Annotated in this window: 10 protein-coding genes; 3 read left to right on the top strand and 7 right to left on the bottom strand. The window is 65.9% G+C overall.

Annotated elements, in window-relative coordinates; translation table 11 throughout:
- A partial coding sequence (locus ACFPTO_RS20955) for an ABC transporter permease subunit (protein WP_377714379.1) occupies window positions 1–838 on the top strand: 838 nt, incomplete at its 5' end.
- Between the two features lie 12 nt (window positions 839–850).
- On the top strand, window positions 851–2,197 hold the full coding sequence (locus ACFPTO_RS20950; RefSeq protein WP_377714377.1) for an ABC transporter ATP-binding protein: 1,347 nt from the start codon (window positions 851–853) through the stop codon (window positions 2,195–2,197).
- Between the two features lie 393 nt (window positions 2,198–2,590).
- Here the strand turns inward: ACFPTO_RS20950 and ACFPTO_RS20945 are convergent, their stop codons facing one another.
- The 4 genes from ACFPTO_RS20945 to ACFPTO_RS20930 all read right to left on the bottom strand — a co-directional run bounded on the left by ACFPTO_RS20945 (window position 2,591) and on the right by ACFPTO_RS20930 (window position 8,007).
- The gene (locus ACFPTO_RS20945) at window positions 2,591–5,263 is read right to left on the bottom strand and encodes a mechanosensitive ion channel family protein (protein WP_377714375.1); all 2,673 of its coding nucleotides are present in this window, start codon (window positions 5,261–5,263) and stop codon (window positions 2,591–2,593) included.
- Window positions 5,264–5,691: 428 nt separating this feature from the next.
- On the bottom strand, window positions 5,692–6,699 hold the full coding sequence (locus ACFPTO_RS20940; RefSeq protein WP_377714373.1) for a 2-dehydropantoate 2-reductase: 1,008 nt from the start codon (window positions 6,697–6,699) through the stop codon (window positions 5,692–5,694).
- Between the two features lie 143 nt (window positions 6,700–6,842).
- Complete coding sequence (locus tag ACFPTO_RS20935; protein WP_377714371.1) at window positions 6,843–7,154, bottom strand: thioredoxin family protein; 312 nt, start codon at window positions 7,152–7,154, stop codon at window positions 6,843–6,845.
- 52 nt (window positions 7,155–7,206) lie between these two features.
- Entirely contained in the window at window positions 7,207–8,007 is an 801-nt protein-coding gene (locus ACFPTO_RS20930; protein ID WP_377714369.1) for a class I SAM-dependent methyltransferase, read from the bottom strand.
- A 632-nt stretch (window positions 8,008–8,639) separates the two neighbouring features.
- On the opposite strand from ACFPTO_RS20930, the gene ACFPTO_RS20925 reads away from it, so the two are divergent.
- On the top strand, window positions 8,640–8,900 hold the full coding sequence (locus ACFPTO_RS20925; protein ID WP_377714367.1) for a hypothetical protein: 261 nt from the start codon (window positions 8,640–8,642) through the stop codon (window positions 8,898–8,900).
- Window positions 8,901–9,180: 280 nt separating this feature from the next.
- On the opposite strand, the gene ACFPTO_RS20920 is transcribed toward ACFPTO_RS20925, so the two are convergent.
- The 3 genes from ACFPTO_RS20920 to ACFPTO_RS20910 form a co-directional block, all read right to left on the bottom strand.
- Window positions 9,181–10,884: an FAD-dependent oxidoreductase gene (locus tag ACFPTO_RS20920; RefSeq protein ID WP_377714365.1), complete on the bottom strand. Its 1,704-nt coding sequence runs from the start codon at window positions 10,882–10,884 to the stop codon at window positions 9,181–9,183.
- 133 nt (window positions 10,885–11,017) lie between these two features.
- Window positions 11,018–12,007 (bottom strand): DedA family protein/thiosulfate sulfurtransferase GlpE, encoded by a 990-nt coding sequence (locus ACFPTO_RS20915; RefSeq protein WP_377714363.1) that lies wholly within the window; start codon window positions 12,005–12,007, stop codon window positions 11,018–11,020.
- Between the two features lie 491 nt (window positions 12,008–12,498).
- Window positions 12,499–12,744 carry a hypothetical protein gene (locus ACFPTO_RS20910; RefSeq protein ID WP_377714361.1) on the bottom strand — a complete coding sequence of 82 codons (246 nt, stop codon included), beginning with the start codon at window positions 12,742–12,744 and terminating at the stop codon, window positions 12,499–12,501.
- Between the last annotated feature and the right edge of the window lie 181 nt (window positions 12,745–12,925).

Genomic DNA, 12,925 nt, shown 5'->3' with positions numbered 1-12,925 from the left:
GGGCATGCTGCTCGCGGCGCTCGCGCGCATTCCGATCCGCGTGCAGCTGCCGCGGGCGATGCCGGCGGTCAGTGCGGCGCGCAGCCGGCGCTCGCGCGCGGGCGACATCGTGTGGGCCGCGTTCGTGATCGCGCTCACGGTGTACGTGGTGTGGCGCGTGGTGGCCTACGTGCGCACGGGCGTCACGCTCGACGAGGTGGAGCACGTGCTGGTGCTCGGCCTGATCACGCTGCTGCGCGTGCTGGTGCTGATCGTGATCGCCTCGGTGATCTGGGTGCCGATTGGCGTGCTGATCGGCCTGCGCCCGGCGCTCGCGGAGAAGGTGCAGCCGCTCGCGCAGTTTCTCGCGGCGTTCCCGGCGAACCTGCTGTTTCCGGTGTTCGTGATCGTGATCGTGCGCTTTCACCTGAATCCGGACATCTGGCTCTCGCCGCTGATCGTGCTGGGCACGCAGTGGTACATCCTGTTCAATGTGATTGCGGGCGCAAGCGCCTATCCGAACGATTACAAGGAAGCGGCGACGAACTTCCGCATCCGCGGCTGGCAGTGGTGGCGCCAGGCGATGCTGCCGGGCATTTTTCCGTACTACATCACCGGCGCGATCACGGCGTCGGGCGGCGCGTGGAACGCGAGCATCGTCTCGGAGTTCGTGCAGTGGGGCGACACGAAGGTCGCCGCGCACGGGCTGGGCGCGTATATCGCGCAGACGACCGCCGCAGGCGACTTTCCGAAAATCATCCTGGGCATCGCTGTGATGTCCCTGTTCGTCACGCTGTTCAACCGCGTGCTCTGGCGTCCGTTGTACACGTACGCCGAGTCCCGGCTGCGGCTCGATTGAGAGTAGACCGCGATGCTGAATCCTAAATTCGTTTCTCCCGACCTGATCGCACCGACCGCCCCGACGCGTCCCACGAGCGGCGCGGAGGTTCTTTCCGTGCGCAACGTTTCGCGCGGCTTCGCCAAGACCGGAGACGAACGGCTCGTGCTCGAAGACGTGAACCTCTCGCTGCGCGAAGGCGAGATCGTCGGGCTGCTCGGCCGTTCGGGCTCGGGCAAATCGACGCTCCTGCGCATCATCGCCGGTCTCATCAAGGCGGGCAGCGGCGAAGTGGACTGGCTCGGCAAGCCGCTCGACGGCCCGGCCGAAGGCGTGTCGATGGTGTTCCAGACCTTCGCGCTGTTTCCGTGGCTGACCGTGCTGCAAAACGTGGAAGCGGGCCTCGAAGCGCAGGGCGTGGGCGCACGCGAGCGCCGCGAGCGCGCGCTGGCGGCCATCGACCTGATCGGTCTCGACGGCTTCGAGAACGCCTATCCGCGCGAGCTTTCGGGCGGCATGCGCCAGCGCGTGGGTTTTGCGCGCGCGCTCGTTGTCGATCCGATGCTGATGCTGATGGACGAGCCGTTTTCCGCGCTCGACGTGCTGACCGCCGAAACGCTGCGTACCGACCTGCTCGATCTGTGGACACAGGGGCGTCTGCCGATCAAGTCGGTGCTGATCGTCACGCACAACATCGAAGAAGCGGTGTTCATGTGCGACCGCATTCTCGTGCTGTCGTCGAATCCGGGCCGCGTCGTCGCCGAAATCAAGGTGCCGTTCAAGCATCCGCGCAATCGCCTCGATCCGGCGTTCCGCAAGCTCGTCGACGAGATTTACGCGAGGATGACCGCGCGTGAAGCGACTGCCGCGTCGCACGGCGCGCTCGAAGTGGGCAGCCGTTTGCCGAACGTTTCGACCAACCTGATGGCCGGTCTGATCGAAACGCTCGCGGCCGCGCCGTATCACGGCCGCGCCGACATGCCGGAAATCGCGCGCTCGCTGCATCTCGAAGTCGACGATCTGTTCCCGATCGCCGAAATGCTCCAGTTGCTCGGGTTTGCGGACGTGCGCGAAGGCGACCTGCTGCTCACGCCGCCCGCGCGCGTGTTCGTCGAGATGGGCACGCAGGCGCGCAAGATGATGTTCGCGGAGCATCTGCTGCGCAACGTGCCGCTCGCGGCGAACATCAAGAAGGTGCTGAACGAACGTCCCGGACATCGTGCGCCGCGCGTGCGCTTCGAGCAGGAACTCGAAGACTTCCTCTCCGATGTCGCCGCCGAGCAAACGCTCGATACGGTGATCGACTGGGGCCGTTACGGCGAGATTTTTTCGTACAACGACCAGTCGGAAATCTTCAGTCTCGAAGACGTCGAGGCATAAGCGGCAACGTGCCGCCGCCGCTGGTTCGCCAGCGTGTTTTTTCTGAGGCGCCCGCTGGGGCGCCTTTTTATTTGTCGAGCGGCGTTCGACATCGCAGACGCCATGGGTCACGTCGATGAAGGCGCGAAACGGGCTGCGGTGCGTCACGCCGCAAGCTCACGCCCCGGCGCGATGCCAATGGTGAGCTTCTTCGGGAGCGGTCGCGAGGCTTGTGCAGCGCACGGCATTGCTGCGCGTAGGTTGTTGATTGGACGGGAAAGTCCGAAACGCCGAAGGATCGGCGCAGCAGACTTCAGCGGCTTGAGGTGAGTGTTTTCGGGAGTGAAAACGCTCAGCGGAATGCTGCAACAGCGGTTGCAGCGGCAGTCACCGCAGCGGCTTTCACGATGGCTTTCACGACGGCTTGCGGCCCGCACCCGGCGATCCGTGTCCGTCGCCGGAGCGTCCGTTGTGCGGCTTGCTGTCTTGCGCAGTGCGCCGTGTCGTGCGCGCTTCATCGTCGGACGTGCCGTCGTTGTCGGCCTGACCTTCCACATCCGTGGCGCCAGGCAGGCCCACCACGAAATTGCGCTGCGGATTCGCGAGCGCAATGCCGAGCGCCGTGAAGCGCTCGAGCAGCCGCCGGTTGAATTCGCGCTGCACCGGCCAGCGCGATGCATCCGTGCACTGAATCTGCCCGACGAGCGTGACGCTCGCGCCGTCCACCTGATCGATGCCCCAGTACGCGAAATCGCTACGGATGCCGGCCTTGAACTTGTCGTCGGTGCGCAGTTCGGCGCCGATTTCCTTCATCGTATCGATCGCGCGCTGCACATCCGCGCCGTAGGCGATCGCCACTTTCACCGCCGCATTGCCGATGCCGCGATTGGTGTTGTTGACCGTCGTCACCGAACTGAACGGCACCGTATAGAGCGAGCCGTCGCCGCCGCGCAGGCGCACGGTGCGGATCGACAGAAATTCGACCGTGCCCGACACGCCCGCGAGCGTCACCCAGTCGCCCACCTGCATGGCGTTTTCGGTGAGCAGGAAAATTCCAGTAATGAAATCCTGCACGAGCTTTTGCGAGCCGAAGCCGAGCGCCACGCCGAAGATGCTTGCGCCCGCAATGAGCGGCGCCGTGTTGATGCCGAGTTGCGACAGCGCGGTCAGGCCGACGACGACGAAGATCGCGACGGCGAGCGTGGTGCGGAACATCGGCAGCAGCGTGCGCAGGCGTGCTGCGCGCACGTAATCGCCGGCGTTGCTCCAGGCTTCGAGACGCCGTTCGGCGGCTCCGTTTGCGGCCTCCCAGATCGCGACGGCGACGAGGACCGCGACGACGATGGTCGCGAGCGCGGAGCCGAGCAGATGGCCGATCGGCGCGTTCACGAGCATGCGGCCCGGATGCAGGCCCCAGACGTGCAGCAGCACGTCGAGCGTGACGAGCCAGACCGCAGCCGTCGCGACGTGCCGCAGCAACGGGTAGTAGCGGTAGGTGCGGCGCTGCGCGATGGTTGCGTCGTCGCGATTGCCGAGCGGATCGAATACGCGGCCGAGCGCGCCGAGCGCGACGATGGCGACCACACGCGCGAGAAGCAGCACGACGAGCGACACGCCGCCTGCGCGCATCAGCTCACGATAGCCGCCGCGCAGATCGAGTGCCCAGACGAGCCACAGCGCCATTACGGCAAAAATCGCGACACCGGCCCAGATGTCGGCGAACCAGTGCGCGAGGTAAGCAAGCGTGCCGCGGCCGGAGCCCGAGCGGCGCATGGCATCGGCCACCGGACGGCGGCACTGCAGGATCATGACGGCGAGCGCGAGGTGGCCGATCAGCGTGATGACCTTGATGAAGGCGAGATGCGCGTCCTCGGTCATGCCGAGCGGCACCGCCGCGGTCAGCGCGCCGCCTGCGCCGCCGATCGCGACGATGCGCACGGTCCAGCGCTGCGCGAACGCCGCTGCGCCGCCGGAGAGCCGCAGCAGGCGCAGGGCGTCGGCGTCGGGTGCGAAGAGCAGCGCGCCGACAGCGATCACGATGCGGCAGATCACATACGTATCGACAAGCTGGCCGACCGCCGCCGCAAGCGCCGTGTCGTTCGAGCCGAACAGCGAGAGCACGCCCGCGGCGCACAGGCCGAATGCGAGAACCGGCAGGAGTTCGAGCGAGGCGAGCAGCAGCGCGGCGGGCAGGCGTTGCAGCCGCTTCCAGTGGTGCGCGGCGCGCGCGCGCAGGCGTGTCGCGGCACTCGGCGCTTGTTTCGTTGTGGCGGATTCGGCCACGCTCGCTTGCGCGTGGGTGCCGGGTCCGGCATTCGAATTGTCAACAGTAGCGGCGGACGGCTCGGCAGGCTTCATGCCTGCCGCGGCGCGCAGGGCTTCGTCTTGCGCCACGCGCGCGGCGTCGTCTTGCACGGACGGGTTCGCGGCGGGTGTCGTGTCGGCGAGCGTGGCCGTGGCGTACGCAACGATCGCGCGATGCGGCCGGGCGATGAAGCGGCGCGTGAGCGCCTCGGCGATCAGTGCGGGTGCGAGCGTGAGCAGCAGTACACGTAGCAGACCGAGCAGCATCGCATGGCCAGCAGGCGTGTGCAGCCGCTCGGCCCACCAGGCGCGCGCGGACGGCAGATCGAAGAGCGCCGCGCGTGTGTGCAGCAGACGCGCACCGAGGATCCGAGCGCTGTGCGCGGCGTGATCGGCGATCTGCAACACAAGGCCGTTCGAGCGCAATGCCTCCTTGATCGGCGCGGAGGCGGGCGCTGCCGCCGCAGCCTCCGCAGCCGATGCGGCCGCGCTCGCGGCTGAGGGCGTGCTGGCGGGCGTAGAGAGCGCGCCTGCGGCGGCGATGGCGCGCAGCGTGTCTTCGACTCGGCCGCGCTGGACCGGATCGTCGAGCACTTGCAGCGCGGCGTGCGCCTGCGCGGGTGTCAGTACGACCGGAGAGGCGGGATTGGCCGGGGGCGCGGCGTGAGCGCCGACCATGAACAGCGCGCACGCGAAGGCAGTGAGGGTGGCAAGGGCCGCACGGGTTGTGAGATGCGGCGAGCCGTGCGAGCGAAATGCGAAAAAGCGGAAGAACCTTTGCATGAGAACGGGTCGGATATCGATGACTTCAGTGGCGGCGGCATCGGGCGGCATTCGGCGGCATAAGCGCAGCCTGATCCGCGCGGACATTCGGCATGTACTTGCAAATTTCGTGCCCCGTGTTGCGCCTCATTTTGTGCGGACCGGAGCGTAGCTGGTGAAAGACACGCGGGCGGGGACGCAGAACGCGCAGTATGCGCCGCCAGGCACGCAGGCCGTGGTCACGCGGGTTCAGGCAGGTTGGTTGCGGGCGCGCTATCGGGTGCCGGATGAAGCGGCGCGGGCTGCGTCTGCCGCGCGCCATGACAGGCAGTTTTTTCCCGCCTTGTAGAAATGAGGTTCGCCCGTCACTCGCGCCAGCTTGCGGTCATCGCGAGTGCGTTACGCAAATCAGTGGCGCTGAAGATGAATCAAACGCATCACCACAGGATCTAGCCCTTCGTGGCGCGTCGCGCTGCCTCCAGATTCGCGTCGAGCTGACGCGCCATGCCGTAGAGCATGCCGAGCGACGGCGCCGCCACGCCCGTGCGTTGCGCGAGTTCGTAGGGCGCGCCGAGCAGCGCTTCGACTTCGAGCGAGCGTCCTGCTTCCACGTCCTGCAACATCGAGGTCTTGAACGCACCGAGCTTGCGCGTGATGGCGTTGCGCTCTTCGATCGTCATCGCGATGTCGATGCCCAGTGCCTCGCCGATCGCGCGCGCTTCCGCCATGATGGCGGCGACGAGATGCGCCGTGAGCGGATCGTCGAGGATGACGTCGGCGGTCGAGCGCGTGAGCGCGCTGATCGGGTTCATCGTCATGTTGCCCCAGAGCTTTGCCCAGATTTCGCCCTGGATCGATGCGGGCGCAACCACGTCGAAGCCTGCGCGTGCGAGCAGCGCGCGCGCCTCTTCGGCGCGGTCGGCTAGTTGCGGCGCCGATGCGCCGACGATCAGCCGATTGCCGTTTCCCTTGCGGATCTCGCCGGGCGCGGCGATGGATGACGAGAGATGCACGACGCAGCCCGACGCCTGGGCGGGCGGCAGCGCCGCCGAGACGCCGCCGCCAGGATCGACCGCATCGAGGCGTCCATTGGCGTGCGCGCCGCCGAATGCGTTGAGAAACCACCACGGCACGCCGTTCATCGCCGACACGATATGCGTTCGCGGGCCGACGAGCGGCGCGAGCGATGCCGCCGCCTGCACGAGCGCCTGACCCTTCAGGCAGATGAAGAGCAGGTCTTGCGGGCCGAGCGCTGCGGCGTCCGCAGTGGCGTTGACGTGCACCGTGTAGCGCGTGTCGCCTTCGGCGATCGTCAGCCCGTTGCGGCGGATGGCATCGAGCTGCGCGCCGCGTGCGAGCACGTTGACGGGAACGCCAGCGTGCGCAAGTCGCGCCGCGATGAGTCCGCCAATCGCGCCTGCGCCGACGACCGTGATGTCTGGATTCCGGGTAGCCAAGACTTACTCCTGATACAGGGGATCGCGCTGCCCGTCGCCGCGTGCGGGCGAGAGCGGGCGCACGCGATGTATGACGTGCATGTCGTGCATGTCGTGCATGTCGTGCAACGGTGAGGATTTTCGGGAGCCGTGCACGGCGCGTGTCAGCCGAGTGCGGCGAATGCTTCGTCGACTTCGGGCTGCCGCGTTGGCCGCACCACGCGCGCCACTTCCACGCCGTCGCGCAGGAAGATCAGTGTGGGCCACAGCTTGACGCGAAACGACCGGCCGAGCGCGCGGCCGGGGCCATCTTCGACTTTGAAATGCCGCACTTCGGGGTGCCGTGCGAACGCGGCGCCGATCAGCGGTTGCGCGCCCTGGCAATGACTGCACCAGTCGGTGCCGAATTCGAGCACGGCAGGGCCCGTCAACGCGTCGATTTCGTTGCGCGCGGGCGCATTCGTGGCATAGCTCATGGTGTTTTCCGTTGATGGCACGTGCGTACGATACCGCAACGCGCAGCCGTATTCAGGCGAGTGCGCGCGTGGCGATGATCGCCGTCGATTCGATGCGCTCGACGAGCCAGCCGTCGGCGGCGTGCCCGGCGACGAGCGCGTCGATTCCCTCGAGCAGCGTGTCGAGCTTCTCGCCCAGACGCTCGCGCGAAAGGCTCGACATGGAAAGCGGCCGCGCTTTCAGCTGCTCGGCACTCACGCGCCGGTATTCGACGATCGAAACGCGTTCGAGCACCGGAAACGCCGAGCGCGCCAGCACGTCGAGATGGCTTTCCCAGTCGGTCGATTGACGCAGCTTGCGCGTGGGATCGAGGTTCGCGTACTGGTCGAGCAGCCCGCGATACTGCGCGGCCCATGGGCGCAGCGGATCGTCGAGATGCACGGTGTTGAAGAGCGCGAGTGCGCCGCGTTGCGTGAGCAGGGTGTCGAGACGCGCGAGCGTATCGGCGCGATCCATCCAGTGGAAAGCGCGGCCGATCACGGCGAGATCGATCGGGCCGGCACTCGCGTCGAGATCGTACGAACTGCCTTGCCGGTATTCGATGTTCGGCGCGATGCCCGCGCCAAGTTGCGACGCGACGCCGAGCATTGCCGGTTCCGGATCCATCGCGATGGCCTTCGCGACCCAGCTGGCGAACGCGAGCGAAAGCTGGCCGGGGCCGCAGCCGAGGTCGAGCAGGCGCTGCGTGCCGTCGAGCCCGACGATTTGTGCGACACGTCGAATCAGCGCGGGCGAGTACGCGGGGCGGCCAATCAGATAGTGCGGGGCGGCATTGCGGAAACGGTCGGGGACGAAAGGCGTGATTGAACTCATGGCGTATCGGGCTGGCGAATGCGTGTTCGGGAGCATGGCCTGAACAGTCTGGAGATGCCGCGCACTTACGTCAAGGCGCGCCAAGGCACGTCAAGGCACGCCAGGACGCATCAAAACGGCCCGTGCCGGTAAAGGTGAGTCTTTTCGGGAGTGAGCGGGCCGCGCGTGAAAATTGCACCGCTGCGTGCGCAGCAGGCGTTCGGCTACGCACGGCATGCGCAAAAAAGTGCCTTGAAACAAGGACTAAAGCGCGATCGGCTTCGTTTATGGCCGCGCACGGAACGCAAGCGATGCACCGGTTGCGAAGGCGTCAACTAGTCAAAGGTGAGCGTTTGCGGGAGGCGAAGGTGGAGGGCTGCGCAAGACGCCGGTTTGGGCTTGAGAAGGTGTAAGCCGTGTGTCGAAATGTGTGCTTGAGCCTTGTTTTTCAGGGTGATTCGTTGCGCGTGAGCAAGCGCGCGACAAGCGCTCATGCGCATCGCGGTTTCGCGGATGCTCACAAAGGTGAGGAGATTCGGGAGCCGAATGCGTGGCCCGTGGACGGCGACGTGCGATCGGTATATAACAGACACACGAGATTCATTCGATTTCGTGTCATTCAGGAGAAACCGTTCATCATGACGAGCGACGACATGCATAAGCAAGACGCTCAAACGCCAGGCGGCGAACCGGCACAACCCGATCTGGAACATCTGAGCGCGGCGTTCACCCACGTCGACGAGGGCGTGAAGTCCGGCAAGATCGCGGCGGGCGCGGCCAGGGGGCTCGTCTATAGCCTGATCGAAACGCTCGGCGCGCTCGTGGGCGATCCGGATTTGCCCGAGCATGCGCGCTCGGGCTACCAGGGCCTGCTGGAAGCCGCGCGCGAACTGCGCGTCAAGCTGGAACGTTAAGCGCGGCGCGGGCGGCGCGCAGTGCGCCGCCGCCCGCGTTTTCATCGCTCATCGCGAGCCGTGCCGCGTTCAGCCAACAGTGAACCCGCAGTGAACCCGCAGTGAACCCGAAATGCATCTCGCAGTGCACCAGTTCCGCCTCCCCCGCTTCGCCCGTCCAATACACCTTCGCAGTCAATCTCCCGATCGATCGTCGCGGAGTTAAAATTCGCGATCCAAAATAAAAGCTTGCTCGATTTGCGCCGCGCAAACGGCCTTCAATGGCGTTGTCGAAATTAAGCTACGCCGTCGTGCGCACGGGCAGAGCGGCAAGCAGTTGATGGATCTGCGCGACAACCGCCGCCCCCTCGCCCACCGCCGCCGCGACGCGCTTCGTCGATCCTGCGCGCGCATCTCCAATCGCGTACACGCCTTCCACCGAAGTCGCCAGACTGCACGACGCATCGCCGTCGCCGGTCACGACAAAGCCGTGCGCATCGAGCGTCACGCCGCAGGCATGCAGCCATTCGGTGTTGGGGTCCGCGCCGGTGAACAGGAACAGATGGCGCGCGTCGAAATGATCGATGCCGTCCGCGCACGGCGATTTCAGGCCAATCGAAGCGAGCCCGCCATCGTCCTCGTAGAGCGCGCCGATCTCGCTGCCCGGATGCACGTCCACGTTCGGCAGCGACGCGATGCGGTCGATGAGGTAGCGCGACATCGTCGATTCGAAACCGGGCTTGCGAATCAGCACGTCGATGTGATGCGCGTGCGTGGAGAGATAGACGATGGCCTGGCCCGCCGAATTGCCGCCGCCCACGAGCACGACATTCTCGTGCTTGCAGAGCTTTGCCTCGACCGGCGATGCCCAGTAATAGACGCCGTGCCCTTCGAAGCGATCGAGTCCTTCGATGCCGGGCCGCCGGTACACCGCGCCGCTCGCAATCACCACAGTATGCGCGCGCACGTCGCCGCTGCACGTTTCGAGCCGCTTCGGTTGTTCGTCGCAGTGCAGCGTGCGAACTTTCACGGGAATCGCCATGTGCGCGCCGAATTTCTGCGCCTGCACGAACGCGCGCCCGGCCAGCGCCTGGCCCGAAATGCCGGTGGGAAAGCCGAGATAGTTTTCGATGCGTGAACTCGCGCCTGCCTGGCCGCCAGGCGCACGCGCATCGAGCACGATGACCGAGAGCCCTTCGGATGCCGCATAGACAGCCGTTGCGAGCCCCGCGGGACCGGCGCCGACGATTGCCACGTCGTAGACGCGGTTGCCGTCGAGTTCGGGCAACAAGCCGAGGCACGTCGCGAGTTCGGGCGGCGAGGGATGGCGCAGCACCGAGCCGTCGGGGCAAATCACGAGCGGCAGGTCGTCGCTACGCGCCGCGTACTGTTCGATGACGCGCAGCGTGCTCTCGTCGCTTTCATCGAGCAGCTTGTACGGGTGACCGTTGCGCGAGAGGAAGCCCTGCAGCGCGAGCATCGACGGGTCGTTGTGCTTGCCGACGAGTATTGGACCGCCCGCGCCCTTTTCGATGAGCGCGACGCGGCGCAGGATCAGCGCGCGCACGATCCGCTCGCCGAGTTCGGCTTCGGCGATGATCGCCGCGCGCAGGCGCTCCGGCGGAATCAGCAGCGCCTCGACGGGTTCGAGCGCCATGCCGTCGACGAGCGCCCGCCCGCCCGAGAGCTGGCCGACCTCGGCGAGAAACGAACCCTGATGCTGCTCGACGACATGCATCTCGCGTCCGAGCCCGTCGCGCTGATACACCTTCACGGCGCCGCAAAGCAGCACGAACATGCCTGGGCCGGTTTCGCCCGTGTGGAACAGCAACTCGCCCGGCGCCCAGCGACGCACCTCGCCAAAGCGGCGCAGGCGGTCGATTTCTTCGCCGGTCAGTTCGGGGAACATCTGGTGGCGCCGCGTGGCGAGCGTCGAAAACGGCGCATCGGCCGGTTGCGACTGCGAGTCGGCGTGATGAACCTCGGCTTCGATGAGGGTGCCCATCTGGCGGTTCTCCTCGAACGGTGCGCCCGGGTGAGGCCGGGCTCACGGATGCGCATGTCCTGCGGGTCGCGCGGGACGCGTGTCATGGTGCGGCGGCGCGACCTGGCACCACTGGTCGCGCGCGTCGCCCGGATCAGACGGCTTTCGGTGTGATGTGGGGCGGCACCTCGGTGCTGGGCTTAACCGACAGCGATTCCGTCTGGCGGCCCGAGTCGCGCCACGCGTCGAGGCCGCCGAGCAGCGGCAGCACGTCGATGAAGCCGGCCTCGGCGAGCTGCTTCGCCATCCAGGCTGCGGAAATTTCATTGGGGCACGAGCAATAGATCACGAGCTTCTGATCGTGCGGGTATTTCTCGAGAATGTCGCTGAGCTGCCGCTCGTCGGCAAACAGCGCACCCGGGATGATGAACGGATCGAGCTTGCGCTTTTCGTCCGAGCGGATATCGAACACGACGGGCGGCGGCGTGTTGTTCATCGCGCGATGCAGGTCGTCGACGGTAATGCGCGCCTTGGCGAGCTTCTTGATCAGCTGGCGGCGGCGCTGCCAGCGATAGAGCGCGTAGAGCACCAGCAATGTGGCGACGACGACCGCAGAGAGGCGCCCGAGGCGGTTTGCGCCTGCGAACAGCATGTCGATTTGCGGTGCGAACATCACGCCGATCAACAGACCCGTGCCGGACCACAGCGTTGCGCCGATGCCGTCGAAGCTCAGGAACTGGCGGTACGTCGTGCCCATCGCGCCGGCCATCGGCACGGAGACGATCGAAAGACCCGGGATGAACTTCGCGACGGCAAGCACGCGCACGCCCCAACGCCCGAAGAAGCGTTCGGTCTTCTTTACGCAGGTGTCGCGCGAGAGCGACAGCTTGCACAGCGTCTTGAGCGTATTGCCGCCATAGAGCCGCCCGGCGAGGAACCAGGCGCTGTCGCCGATCAGCGTTGCGAACACCGCGAGCACGAGCACGGGTGCGACCTGCGTGCCGATCGAGCCGGGATGCATGGCGGCCATCGCGCCGAACAGCACGAGCGCCGGCATCGCGGGCACCGGCAGGCCCAGCGAGGCGGCGAGCACGTTCACGAACACAAGAGCAGGCCCGTATTGCTCGACGAGATCATGTAGCATCTGCTTACTTCCGTCGCGGTGAGTAGTACAAACAGCAGATCAACCTAACGATTATGGATGCAATTCCCGGGCGTTCAAGTGGGGCGAATATCGACCCAGGCGTGAGTTTTCCGGAAATACATCGCGCCGATTTTATGTACCGGAGAAGATGGTTTTATTGCGTTGCGGCGCAATCAGGCAATGATTCTCGCAGACTTTCCGCGAATTCGCAGGCGCCTGAACACGGGACTGATCAGCGGCGGCGCACGTTCGCAGCGCACTCACAATTGGGTCTGAATGGCGTGCTGAATCGTGCTCTGAATGGTGCAATTACCTGGTTGTTCTGATCGTATTGTTCGCGCACGATTGGCCGGAACGTACGCGTTCGATGCGGACGAGCTTGTCGCGCGCCGGTCGTTGCGTGCGCAATGGCAAGAGAAGGCAATCGAACTGGCGCGCATGCGCAACCCGGCACCGCGCGATTACGGTGCCGGGTCGTACAACCGGGTGTATTACCGGCTGTGCGATTCCCCTGGCAGCTCAACGCCTTGCGCGCGGATAGCCGCAATCAACTCCGCGGGCGTGATTTCATAACGCACTTCGCGGTGGATGCCCGGCTTGCGCTCGTCGACCTCGATCAGCAGCAGACTCTTGCCGTCGGCCGTCGATTCGAGCCGCAGCGAGCGCAGGTCGCGCCCGCTCTCGACGTCATGCTCGGTGAGCAGGGTCATGGTTCCGGAAGACCCAGTCGTGCGCATTGATATTGTCCTTATGCGTTGGTTGTTCGAGCTATTGTACGGGGTCGGTCGCGCGGTGTGTCGGTGCGAGTGCGCGCGGGCGCACATTGCAACACTGGCGCCCATCCCCGGCGAATCAGTTTAACGCGACTCGCCAGATTTTCGCGCCTTTTTTGCGTGCGCTGCGATGGTGCACGCGGCG

This window comes from Paraburkholderia denitrificans, from assembly GCF_042655705.1.
Classification (GTDB): domain Bacteria; phylum Pseudomonadota; class Gammaproteobacteria; order Burkholderiales; family Burkholderiaceae; genus Paraburkholderia; species Paraburkholderia denitrificans.
This window is presented reverse-complemented; position numbering and strand designations above follow the sequence as displayed.

What these genes read in the sequence shown, in the direction of transcription:
- ACFPTO_RS20915 (WP_377714363.1), bottom strand. Translation starts at nt 12,007, where the DNA reads ATGCTACATGATCTCGTCGAGCAATACGGGCCTGCTCTTGTGTTCGTG.
- ACFPTO_RS20910 (WP_377714361.1), bottom strand. Translation starts at nt 12,744, where the DNA reads ATGCGCACGACTGGGTCTTCCGGAACCATGACCCTGCTCACCGAGCAT.
- ACFPTO_RS20920 (WP_377714365.1), bottom strand. Translation starts at nt 10,884, where the DNA reads ATGGGCACCCTCATCGAAGCCGAGGTTCATCACGCCGACTCGCAGTCG.
- ACFPTO_RS20935 (WP_377714371.1), bottom strand. Translation starts at nt 7,154, where the DNA reads ATGAGCTATGCCACGAATGCGCCCGCGCGCAACGAAATCGACGCGTTG.
- ACFPTO_RS20925 (WP_377714367.1), top strand. Translation starts at nt 8,640, where the DNA reads ATGCATAAGCAAGACGCTCAAACGCCAGGCGGCGAACCGGCACAACCC.
- ACFPTO_RS20945 (WP_377714375.1), bottom strand. Translation starts at nt 5,263, where the DNA reads ATGCAAAGGTTCTTCCGCTTTTTCGCATTTCGCTCGCACGGCTCGCCG.
- ACFPTO_RS20950 (WP_377714377.1), top strand. Translation starts at nt 851, where the DNA reads ATGCTGAATCCTAAATTCGTTTCTCCCGACCTGATCGCACCGACCGCC.
- ACFPTO_RS20930 (WP_377714369.1), bottom strand. Translation starts at nt 8,007, where the DNA reads ATGAGTTCAATCACGCCTTTCGTCCCCGACCGTTTCCGCAATGCCGCC.